This window comes from Pseudomonas sp. SLFW, assembly GCF_009905615.1.
Taxonomy (GTDB): Bacteria; Pseudomonadota; Gammaproteobacteria; order Pseudomonadales; family Pseudomonadaceae; genus Aquipseudomonas; species Aquipseudomonas bambusae.
The window spans coordinates 83,939-94,537 of the sequence record NZ_JAAAKW010000018.1 but is presented as its reverse complement, the minus strand read 5'-3'; the positions used below and the strand labels follow the sequence as shown (position 1 = coordinate 94,537).

The following is a 10,599-nucleotide window of genomic DNA, read 5'->3' as shown; positions in this document are numbered from 1 at the left end:
CCACACCGCCCGATGCAACGGCGGCCGCGACAAACAACAAAGGCATCAAGGTCTTGCGCGAACTGATCATCGTCGTCTCTCCAGAATGACCGCGAGGGGTATGAACGTTCGAGGACCGAGACACCCCAGCGTTCGTTTTTTCTGCACCAATGGCTGCGCAACGAGACCCCGATCACAGCCTGACCGTCCGGCGACTCGATCACGAGGCCGTCCATCGAAGCCCTATAAATCCCCGATCCCCCTCGCTATGATCGGCACCCATGACCCCTACACTGCCGATCCGCTCACCCTGCCCGCCTGGCGCCTGCATCTGCGACCGTGAACGCCTGCTGGAGACAGCCGGGGCAGACCAACGCATCCTCCGCCTGACCAAGTCCGAGGAAAAGCGCCTGCTCGAACGGCTGGAAAACATCGCCAGCCTCACCGACCTGGAGCACATGCAGCGGCGCCTGTACGAGCAACTCGGCATCCGCCTCGACGTCGCCCCCGGTTTCAACGAAGTGCGCAGCATGCGTGGCATCGTCATCGACATCGCCGACCTCCCCGGCCTCTGTCGCAAGACCCGAGCCGCCATCCCCGCCGCCATCCGCCGCGGCCTGGAAAAACGCCCTGAAATCGCCTGGAGCCTGCTCAACGCCCATGACTTGTTGCGGGATGCTTGAGGTCATCCCGTTCGATCCGCCCCGGCGGGCTGTAAAATTTTCCAGGCCCATCCAGGACAATCAGGCGTAGCTACTTTTCCCACGCCGCCTTGGCAATCCCCAACCCATGCAGCCCGTTGTACTCGGCGCGTTTGGGTTGCTCCCAACCGTGCAGCAGCTCAGGCGTCAGGTCGTAGATTTCCACCCCCAGCGGTCGACAGACGCTGAGCGGGTCTTGTGCTTCAGGCCCCCACATCGGCAGGGACAGGTCGCCGCCGGGGCAAGTGGACAAGGCGCAGAGCAGGTCGATTTCGGCGAAGAATTCCAGGTAGTCCCCCTTCTGCGCCGGGCAGGCCTTCATGAAGTACATGTCGTCTTGGTTCAGGCCCGTGCATTGGAAGATGTTCAGCACATCGTGGACGTCAAATTCGGTCAGGCCGTGAGGCAACACGGCGCGGGTCAGGTTGGAATGGCAGTGGTGGTGAAAATCTTCGCCGGTGAGCATTTTGTTGACGTAGGGGTCGCAGCGGGTGCCGAGCAAATCGTGCAGACGGCCGCCGTGTTCGTCGATGCCGTAAGCCGCGAGGCTGTCGTCGGTGATGGTCACCAGCGGACGCAGGAATGGCAGGTTCGACCACAGGCGATCATGGGTGGTGACGTGGGCGCCTTGCAGTTGGCGGGTCCGAGCGGCCCAAAGGCGTTCGCGAGGGTCGTTGGCGTTCCACACGTTGAAATCGCCCACCTGCGGGCCGACCGGTGCGGTGACGCGGAACACCTGCCCCGCCTTCACGTTCCACGCCCGCCCGGTGCGGATGGGCACCTCAAACTGCTCGACCAGGGTGCGCTGGTCCTGCGCCTGTCGAATGCGCTCGTAGAACGCCGTGTCGACCTGCAAGGCCGAGCCTTTGCTGACCTGATACGCGGCTGGGTAGTCTTTGTACATGAGGCTCTCCTGGTTAAAGGTGGCTTGATTCAAGGGTGTGCAGCGCTGGCCAGCAGCGTCAGCGCCTGGCGTTCAGAATCGTTGAGGTAGCTGTCCATGGCCTCGTTGGCTTCAAGACGTAGGTCGTCGAGCAGCAGCTGATAGAGGTGGCGGTCGCGCGCCAGCCACGGCGCCTGAAAGCTCGCTTCGTCGAGGGCGGCGGAAAACACCAGGCGCATCTGGGCGACGATGTTGGTGAAGAATTCGTTGAACGACGGGCTGCCCAGGAGGCCGACGACCTGCTGATGAAAGCGCAGGCTGTGGGTGCCGAACGCCCGCCAGTCTTCGCGCCCGCAGGCCAGCTCGGCGGCGTCGATGGCGTTGGCCATGCGATCGGCCTGGGGATGAGCCAGCGCGCGGCCGGCCAGAATGGCGCGGGATTCCAGGGTGCGGCGCACGCTGAAGAGGTCACGCACGTCGTCCACGGTCAGGCGACGGACGATCACGCCCTTGTGCCGTATGTAGGTGGTCAACCCTTCCCGCCCCAACAGGTGCAAGGCTTCGCGCACGGTGTTGCGAGACGCGCTGTAATGGCGGACCAGTTCTGTTTCCACCAGCGGCATGCCGGACAGCAAACGACCGTTGATGATGTCTTCACGCAGTTCGTGCGCGACCTGATCGGCGAGGGACAACCCGTTTTCTTTGGCGATGGACACAGCGTGCATTCCTGAGCGAGCGGGATTGTTCAACAACCCGGTATCGATCAAGACAGCACAGGGCGTGCCAGAACGTCAGATTGGCGCGCAGTCTTGCCAGAGGCGGTGAGCCAGACCCTTCATCTGCAACGACTCTTCCCACCGGTCCGTGATATCCCGCCCAAACCGGTCGGTGATCCCATACGGCGGCGGGCCCAATTCGCAGGTAAACGACAGGCTCCCCTGCGCTTCCGGCCGTGCAAGCCAGTCGTGAATCCCGAATCGCCACCACTCGCTGAACAGCGACAGCCAAGGCTGATGCTGGGGCAAACTGATCGGCACCTGCACCTGCTCACAACTGGCGACCCGGCCATGAAAGCCCCAACTGCGCCGCAGGATGGTTTCGATCTGACGCTGATCCTCATCACTCGGTGGCAGCGGAATCTCGCGCCCCACCACGTAATGGGACAGGTCCGCCAACAGCTTCATCTCCGGCAATTCCCGAAGCAGGTCGAGGGTGAAATGCAGGTCGTTGGTCACGCGGTAGCGGTGGGTTTCGATCAGCACGGGGAAATCCACCTGCTCCGCCAGACGCTGCCAGCCTTCGATCAGCGTGACCGCCTCCTTCAGCGTGCGCGGGCGAATGTCGGCCTGAATCGTCAGGTGATGACAACCGTACTGGCTGGCGATGTCCAACCCAGGCTGCAACCCGTCGACGGTTTGCGGAAACAACTGGCCTTCGATCTGCAGCCCGAGGCTACGCGCCAACCGCGATAATTCCCGTGCAGCGGCGGGCTCGTAGAAGTGATCAGTGATGCCATCGAAACCCGCTTCGGCAATCTTCGTCAGTTGCTGCTCAAGGGGCAACGGCAGCACGCCCTGTTCGTTCTGCATGGCCCACATCGACTGGAAGACCACGAACTCACGCGTCAATGGCAGCTCAGGCATAGGCACCCCGCAACAATCCTTTCAGTGACACTCCGGCATCGGCCAGTGCGTCGACGGGTAACACGACCTCGCTTTCGATCAGCCGCTCGCACAGCTTGATGTCTTTGGCGATGCTGTTGCCGAGCCCCCAACCACTGGCGCCCGTCAGCCTGGATCGGGAATCCAGATACAGCAGCAAAAACCCGCCATCGCCTCCCTCTCGTTGGACGATCCGCGCGTCTGCCGCCAGCACGCCCACGGTCTGCAAGCCAAACGCGTAATGATCGGACCAGAACCCCGGCACGCCAATGAACGGCTGCTCCTGACCCAGCATGTTCAACGCGGCGATGCGGCCTTGGGCCTCGGCATTGCGCCAGGTTTCCTGACGCTGAAACCCGCCGTCGATGCCGGGAAATTCGCAGGCATCCCCTGCCGCGTACACGTCCGGCGCGCTGGTGCGCAGGTAGCGATCTACCCGAATGCCGCTGCCTGTTTCCAGTCCTGACTGGCGCGCCAGCTCAAGATTCGGTTGCAGCCCGATGCCCACCAACAATAGGTCGCACGGGACACACGTCCCATCGGCAAGCTGCACTGCTTCCACGTGGGTTTCCCCGATGAAACGTTTGATTCGCGCGCCGAGGTGTATGGTCACGCCCTCACGTCGGTGCAACGCCAACAACGCCTCGGAGGTCCGCTCCGGGAGTGCGCGAGCCGCCAGCCGTGTCCCGGCCTCTAGCACCGTTACGTCACAGCCGCGCTCGCAAGCGCTGGCCGCCACTTCAAGGCCGATGAACCCGCCGCCCACCACGACCAGCCGGGTGCCGGGCGTCAGGTGTTTTTCCAGTTCGACCGCTTCGTCGTACGTGCGCAGGTAATGCATGTTGTCAAACGAGCGACCGCCCAGATCAAGGCTACGGGACGTGCCGCCAACGGCCAGCAGCAGTTTGCTGTAACCCACGGACACACCGCTGTCCAACACCGCCTCATGCCGAGCCGGGTCGATGTGCGTCGCTTTCACCCCACTCAGATGCTCGATCCCCGACGCGATGAAATTCGCCTCACTGAACAGGCTGCACGCGGCCAGGTCCGACTCGCCCTTGAGCAGCGCTTTCGACAGCGGCGGCCGCTCGTAGGGCAAGTGCGGCTCATCGCCGATCAGCACGATGCGCCCCGTGAAACCGGCTTCGCGAAGGGTCAGCGCCGCCCGCCCACCCGCGTGACCGGCGCCGACGATCACCATCGTCTCGGACGCGTTCATGCTTCGCCCTGCCCCAAGAGGTCGAGCAAGACTTTTCCGGCCTCGACCTTGACCGGGTAGGTCTTGAGGTTGATGCAGGCCGGGGCGTTCAGTGCCTTGCCGCTGCGGTAATCGAAACGCCCGTTGTGCTTGGGGCATTCGATGACGAAGTCCATGACCAGACCGTCCGCCAGATGAATCTTCTCGTGGGTGCACAGGCCGTCGGTGGCGAAGTATTGGCTGTTGTGGGAGCGGTATACCGCGTAGGTTTTCTGTTGATGATCGAAGCGGATCACATCCTCTTCATCGATGTCACCGACGTGACAAACCTCTACCCATTGATTGCTCATGGCAGTGCTCTCTTGTTCTTGTGAAAAGGAGGGTGATGGTCAGCTGTACGCCGATTCCGGATTTTCGGACGCTGTTGCCGCTTCAGGCGCAGGCTCGCGAACCGGGCGCTTGATATAGAAAGAAGGGTCTTTGCGCTGTTTCAGCAACGTCGGAATGATTTCCTGGTACGCCTCGAACAGGCTGTTGTACGGCGGCGGGCAATCGTCTTTTATTTCTTCATGAAGTTGCGCCAGGGCGTGATAAGGCACCATGGGAAACATGTGATGTTCCAAGTGGTAATTCATGTCCGAATAAAAGAACCGGAACACGGGGTTCATATAAATGGTGCGGCAATTCTTGCGGTGGTCGAGTTCATCTTCCGCCAAGCCCACGTGCTGGGTCAGGCCAAACACATAACTCAGCCAGCCGCCGTACATCGTTGGCAACAGCACGAACATCAGCGGCAGCCAGGAATTGAGGTACAGCGCCGAGGCGATGACGATCCCGTGCAACACCAGCCAGACGCGCGCCGTGCGATAAACCTTGGGGAATTCCGACTCGGGCACGAACACTTTTTCTTCCGCGCTCATCTGCCCACTCGCGTGGAGGAACAGCGACTTGAACGCGTTGTAGACGTGGGGCAGCGAGAACAGCTTGAGCACGATCATGTTCAGGCGCGGCGGACGGGGCTCGACGATCTCGGGGTCGCGACCGACGATGATGGTGTCGGTGTGGTGGCGGGCGTGGCTCCAGCGCCAGACCTGCGGTTCGTACATGACCATGAAGCAGGCGATCTGATAGACCACGTCGTTCATCCAGCGGGTCTTGAACGCTGTGCCATGGCCAGCCTCATGCCAGCGGGAGTTGGCGGCGGTGCCGTACAGCAGGCCGTAGACCAGGAAGAACGGCACGCAGGCCGCGCTGCCCCAGAACACATACCCGCCCCAGCCGCTGAGCACCATCGCTCCGAGCCAGATGGCCGTGTCGCGAAGGGCGCGGTGGTCATGGCGTTGCATCAGCTCTTTCATGCGTTTGCGCGGCACCGGGCATTGATACCAGACGGCCGAAACCAGACCGGCTTCTTCCGCCCGCCGCGCCTGTTCGCCGGTGATGCTGTAATCCTTCCCGCGTTCAGGATCGTAGGGAATCTGCGACATTGTTATTGTTCTCCGAAGTGTGAAATAGCGTGCCGTTTAATGACGTGGCTGATTCAAACTATAGAGATCCAGAAGGGCGCGACAAGCGCTTGAAAGTATTCTCTCTCAAGCTATCATCCAACCCTGTTAGCGCTTGATAGTTTTCTATCAAGCCGTCTTTTTGAGGCTGTATGAATCATAAAAAACGCCCGACCATTGCCACCGTCGCCCACTACGCCAACTTGAGTGTCGCGACAGTTGACCGTGTGTTGAATGCTCGCGCGCCGGTGAACCCGGAGACCGCGCAAAAAGTGCAAGAGGCCGCCGAAGCCGTGGGCTATTTTGCAGCGCGATTGATCGGCGAGCGGATCAACGAAAAGAAGCCGGCGTATCACTTCGGCATTCTGCTGCTGGGCACCTCGCAGACCTTTTACAAGACCTTGAGCGATGCCATCGTCGAACAGGCGCGGGACTCTCAGGTCGCCAATATCGTCTGCCACATCGAGCTGATCCATGACCGCACGCCGTCGTCCATCGTCGGGCAGATTCATCGGTTGGCCGCGCTGTGTGACTGCCTGGCGCTGGTCAGCTTCGACCACCCGTTGATCATCAACGCCATCGAACAGGTGCGTCAGCAAGGGGTGCATGTCGTGTCGCTGTTGACCGATTTGCCGACGATCACGCCCGGCGCTTACGTCGGCACCGATAACCTTGAAGTGGGCCGTACGGCGGGCTGGTTGATTGCCCATGGCTCGCCGAAAGACGGCGGTTCCGTGGCGGTGATGCTCGGCGGGCATCGATTTCTCGGGCATGAACAGCGGGAAGCCGGGGTGCGCAGTTTTTTCGAAGAAAAGGCCCCGCAGTTTCGCGTACTGCCGGCGATCATCACCCTCGACAACGGCGCGATCACGGAAGAGGCCACGCTGGAACTGTTGGCGCGCCATCCGGATTTGCGAGGGCTGTACGTGGCGGGCGGAGGCGTTGAGGGCGTGATCAGTGCCTTGGCGGCGACGCCTCATCGGCCCGAGTTGTGCGTGATTCTGCAAGAACCCACAGTCGAATCCCGCCCGGCGATGCGCAAGGGACTGGTGACGCTGGTGATCGACTCCCAACCCAGGCTCATCGCCCAAGCGCTGATCGAGGTGATGGTGCAATTGCCCAAGGCCGACACCATCGACCCGCAACGCCACCGGGTGCTGGTGCCGTTGCAGATTGTGACGCCGGAAAACATCTGACGCCTTGCACAGATTCAAACCTGTAGGAGCGATGGATTCGCGATGGCATTTCAGGCGACACCGTTGCATCGCCTGCTCGATCTTTCGCGAATAAATTCGCTCCCACAGAGGTCCATTGGCGCCGCAGAAACTTGGCCTGACTCGATCTCTACTGTGGGAGCGAATTTATTCGCGAGAGGCCCGTTCGGTCGATAGAGTTGTGTTGCCTGACCCACCTTCGCGAATGAATTCGCTCCCACAGTCTGAGTCCGGGTCTGACTCCACCGTTCTTCACGCCAACCGCTTCTCCCGCATCACGCCCACCGCGTCCACAAACCGCTCCACCGCCCACCGCTCCCGCAACGCCAGTTCCAGCAACTGCTGCCCGGTCTGCGGCGCCATGCCATGCAGCGGTGGGTCGGTGTCGAGGTTGGTGGGGAATGCGTACCCGTCCGCGCTCATCGCGATCACCGCCTGCATGCCCGTCTCGTCCAGTTCCCCCTGCTCCACCCGCTTCAACAGCGACGGATAGAGGGCCAGGACCATCTTCTCGCGGTTGACGGTTTCCATCGGCTTGCCAAACGCCGACGATATTTGCAGCAGGTTCGCCATGCGGTACTGGTCCGTCGTGCGATTGGTCCCCGCCGCGTGGAACAGCGCCGGGTTGAAGAACAGCAGGTCGCCCTTGTTCAACGGCAACTGAATGGCGTGCTGCGCGAAGTAATCGATGAAGCCCTGATCGCGCCACGCCAGATAACCCAATTCGTACTGCTGCGAGAACGGCAGCAACAGCGTCGGCCCGGATTCCAGGGGCATGTCGGTGTGGGCCACGGCCCCTTGCAGCGTGAGGTTCTGCGACAACCGGTGCAGCGGCAGCGGGAACCGCGACACCACCTCGTCGCTCTGGAAACCCAGGTGGTAATCGCGATGGGGTTGTTGCGCCTGACCGCCCGGCGTCACCACATTGACCTGCGCCGTGGCTTGAAAATACGGCCCCAGCCACGCCTCCGAGATCAGCCCCAGCAGCGGGTTGGCGTAATACTCGATGAACGACTCCGGGGAATGCTCGGCCGCCTTTTGCAGCGAATTCCAGATCCGCTGATTGGCCCCCGCCTTGGCGAAGTGATCAGCGCGCACTACGTGGGCGGACTCGTCGGCAATGATCTGCCGGAACACATCGCTGTGCCGGTCGACAACGGCCGGATCCATGTAGGCCCCTCGCACCACCATCACCCCCGGCCCGTCGCGGAACAGGTGATGCAACTCGCTCATCAAGGCCCGACGGTCCCGCTGCTCGGCGTCGCGCAGGGTGTCGGCCCGGTAGATCACCACCCGGCTCACGACCTCTTGCGCATGGGGGTAATCGGCGACGCGCACCGACTGGTCGCACAGCACGGCAAACGCGCGAACGTCGATGTCAGCCGGTTGGGCAAACAGGTTCATTGCCCGGCTCCATTGACCCCGTCCAGCGTCAGCGGTGCGTCGGGGCGCGGGGTCGAGCCGTCGCCACAGCCGATGATGCCCTGCTCCATGTCAATCACCGAGCCGGTGGTCATGCCCGACTGATCGGAAAGCAGGTAGGCAACGCTGTTCGCCACTTCCTGGGGTTTCAGCAGGCGGCCAAACGGCGATTGGGCTTCGGCGCGCTCCAGCCAGCCGTCTTCGGCGCCGTGGTACTGCCGCTGAATCTGGTCTTCGTGAGGGGTGTCCATCCAGCCGATGTTCAGACCGTTGACCCGAATGCGGTTGCGCAAGGTGCTGAACGCGACGTTCTTGGTGAGGATCGCCAAGGCGCCTTTGGACGCGGCATACGCGGTGAGGAACGACTGCCCGCCGTGGCCGGAGACGCTGAGAATGCTGACAATCGAGCCTTCAACCTGATTGGCGATCATCAGCTTGATGCATTCCTGCATGAGAAAAAACGGCGCTTTGACGTTGACCGCGAAGATCCGGTCGAACAGCTCGGGCGAGGTGTCGAGGATGCTGCCCCGGTCCGACATGCCCGCGCAATTGACCAGCCCGTGCACGGTGCCGAAGTGTTCCTTGGCGGCGGCCACCACCCGACGGCAATCCTCGACGTCCTCCATGTCGGCTTCGACGAAGAACGCCTGGCAATCCAGCTCGGCCAATTGGCGAACCTGCTGCTCGCCTTTATCCCGGCTGCGCCCACAGATGATCAAACCGGCGGCGCCCCGTTCCGCCAAGGTGCGGGCCACGGCGGCGCCCAGGCCTTGTGTGCTGCCGGTGACGACGAAATAGCGGCCCGCGAACGACGTGGACAGATCCAATGCTGACATGCGCTTCTCTCCTGCATTTGTTGTTTTTGGCTGCGGATGAATCGTTGCCAATAGAATTTAAATTCCATCTGTACAACGAATGGAACTGAGACTAGCATTGCGTTCACCTCATACAGGCCCGAATCGACCTCAACAAGACCTCAACAGAGGCTCAGGAGATTCCATGCTCGACCGCGCCAGACGTTTCTCCATCAAGCAGATCGCCGCCCAGGCGGGGGTCAGCAAAGCCACGGTCGACCGCGTGTTGCATGAGCGAGGCAGCGTGCATTACCAGACCAACCGTCGCATCCAGCAGGCCCTCGAAGAACTCGAAGCCCAGGAAAAGTCCGGTCCCGCAGTCGGCCGCACCTTTCACATCGACATCATCTTGCACACCCCCAAGCGCTTCAGTGACGCGGTGCAGGAGGCCATTCATGCGCAATTGGGCAACCTCGCGCCCTTTCGCATCTTTCCCCGTTTTCATCTGTATCAAGAGATCGACACGGCGTTGATGACCGATGTGATCCTGCGCTGCATCAGCAAAGGCAGTCAGGGCGTGATCCTCAAGGCCGCCGACGAACCCCAGATCAACGACGCCGTGAACCAGGTGACGGCCGCTGGCATTCCCGTGGTGACGCTGGTGTCCGACCTGCCGCAAAGCGAGCGCATTGGCTACATCGGCATGGACAACCGCACCGCCGGGCAAACGGCGGCGTACCTGATGTCGCGCTGGCTGGACGATGCGGCGCAGGACGTCGCGGTGGTCATCAGCAGCGAGCTGTTCCGAGGAGAAGAAGAGCGTGAGATGGGCTTCCGCACCTGGCTGCGCAGCCGCGCGCCGCATTTGCGGGTGGTCGACATCACCGGCGGTTTCGGGGTCTACGAACCCACACTGGCTCGGGTCAGCCAGGCGTTGCAGGCGAATCCGTCGATCAAGGCCGTGTACAGCGTCGGCGGCGGCAACCGCGCCATTGTCGATGCGTTCGCGGCTCAGAACCGGCCCTTGACGGTGTTCATCGGCCACGACCTCGATCAGGAAAACCGACAGTTGCTGGCCGAAGAAAAAATCGCCGCGATCATCGACCACAACCTCCAAATCGACGCCCGCCACGCGTTCCAGCACATCCTGCAATTTCACCGGTTGTGGAAGGTCGACCCGATCCCTGCCTCGCCGGTGCAGATCGTCACGCCGTTCAACCTGACCCACTGAATTCACCCGAT

12 protein-coding genes are annotated in these 10,599 nt (G+C 61.8%); 3 read left to right on the top strand and 9 right to left on the bottom strand.

The annotated features are described in order from the left end of the window. A partial coding sequence (locus tag GVN17_RS29540; protein WP_218576389.1) for a hypothetical protein occupies positions 1-215 on the bottom strand: 215 nt, incomplete at its 3' end. Between the two features lie 45 nt (positions 216-260). Here GVN17_RS29540 and GVN17_RS24390 point away from each other — a divergent pair. Further along, a complete protein-coding gene (locus GVN17_RS24390) occupies positions 261-662 on the top strand; it encodes a hypothetical protein (protein ID WP_166597833.1) in 402 nt (133 codons plus the stop codon). 70 nt (positions 663-732) lie between these two features. Here the strand turns inward: GVN17_RS24390 and GVN17_RS24385 are convergent, their stop codons facing one another. The 6 genes from GVN17_RS24385 to GVN17_RS24360 all read right to left on the bottom strand — a co-directional run bounded on the left by GVN17_RS24385 (position 733) and on the right by GVN17_RS24360 (position 5,909). Continuing rightward, a complete protein-coding gene (locus tag GVN17_RS24385; RefSeq protein ID WP_166597832.1) occupies positions 733-1,584 on the bottom strand; it encodes a DUF1989 domain-containing protein in 852 nt (283 codons plus the stop codon). Positions 1,585-1,613: 29 nt separating this feature from the next. Next, a complete protein-coding gene (locus GVN17_RS24380) occupies positions 1,614-2,288 on the bottom strand; it encodes a GntR family transcriptional regulator (protein WP_166597831.1) in 675 nt (224 codons plus the stop codon). Between the two features lie 66 nt (positions 2,289-2,354). Further along, entirely contained in the window at positions 2,355-3,206 is an 852-nt protein-coding gene (locus GVN17_RS24375; protein ID WP_166597839.1) for a sugar phosphate isomerase/epimerase, read from the bottom strand. Continuing rightward, entirely contained in the window at positions 3,199-4,443 is a 1,245-nt protein-coding gene (locus GVN17_RS24370; protein ID WP_166597830.1) for an NAD(P)/FAD-dependent oxidoreductase, read from the bottom strand. Before GVN17_RS24370 ends, GVN17_RS24375 begins: the two co-directional genes overlap by 8 nt. After that, a complete protein-coding gene (locus GVN17_RS24365; RefSeq protein WP_166597829.1) occupies positions 4,440-4,772 on the bottom strand; it encodes a MocE family 2Fe-2S type ferredoxin in 333 nt (110 codons plus the stop codon). Before GVN17_RS24365 ends, GVN17_RS24370 begins: the two co-directional genes overlap by 4 nt. A 39-nt stretch (positions 4,773-4,811) precedes the next feature. Continuing rightward, positions 4,812-5,909: a fatty acid desaturase family protein gene (locus tag GVN17_RS24360; protein ID WP_166597828.1), complete on the bottom strand. Its 1,098-nt coding sequence runs from the start codon at positions 5,907-5,909 to the stop codon at positions 4,812-4,814. A 170-nt stretch (positions 5,910-6,079) separates the two neighbouring features. Between GVN17_RS24360 and GVN17_RS24355 the strand changes: the two genes are divergently transcribed. Further along, the gene (locus GVN17_RS24355; protein WP_166597827.1) at positions 6,080-7,123 is read left to right on the top strand and encodes a LacI family DNA-binding transcriptional regulator; all 1,044 of its coding nucleotides are present in this window, start codon (positions 6,080-6,082) and stop codon (positions 7,121-7,123) included. Between the two features lie 270 nt (positions 7,124-7,393). On the opposite strand, the gene GVN17_RS24350 is transcribed toward GVN17_RS24355, so the two are convergent. Both GVN17_RS24350 and GVN17_RS24345 read right to left on the bottom strand, forming a co-directional pair. Next, positions 7,394-8,545, bottom strand: a complete 1,152-nt coding sequence (locus GVN17_RS24350; protein ID WP_166597826.1) for a phytanoyl-CoA dioxygenase family protein — start codon at positions 8,543-8,545, stop codon at positions 7,394-7,396. Beyond that, entirely contained in the window at positions 8,542-9,399 is an 858-nt protein-coding gene (locus tag GVN17_RS24345; protein WP_166597825.1) for an SDR family oxidoreductase, read from the bottom strand. The genes GVN17_RS24350 and GVN17_RS24345 overlap by 4 nt, the downstream gene beginning before the upstream one ends. Before the next feature lie 163 nt (positions 9,400-9,562). Here GVN17_RS24345 and GVN17_RS24340 point away from each other — a divergent pair, with 163 nt between their 5' ends. Next, positions 9,563-10,588 carry a LacI family DNA-binding transcriptional regulator gene (locus GVN17_RS24340; RefSeq protein WP_166597824.1) on the top strand — a complete coding sequence of 342 codons (1,026 nt, stop codon included), beginning with the start codon at positions 9,563-9,565 and terminating at the stop codon, positions 10,586-10,588. Positions 10,589-10,599 lie beyond the last annotated feature (11 nt).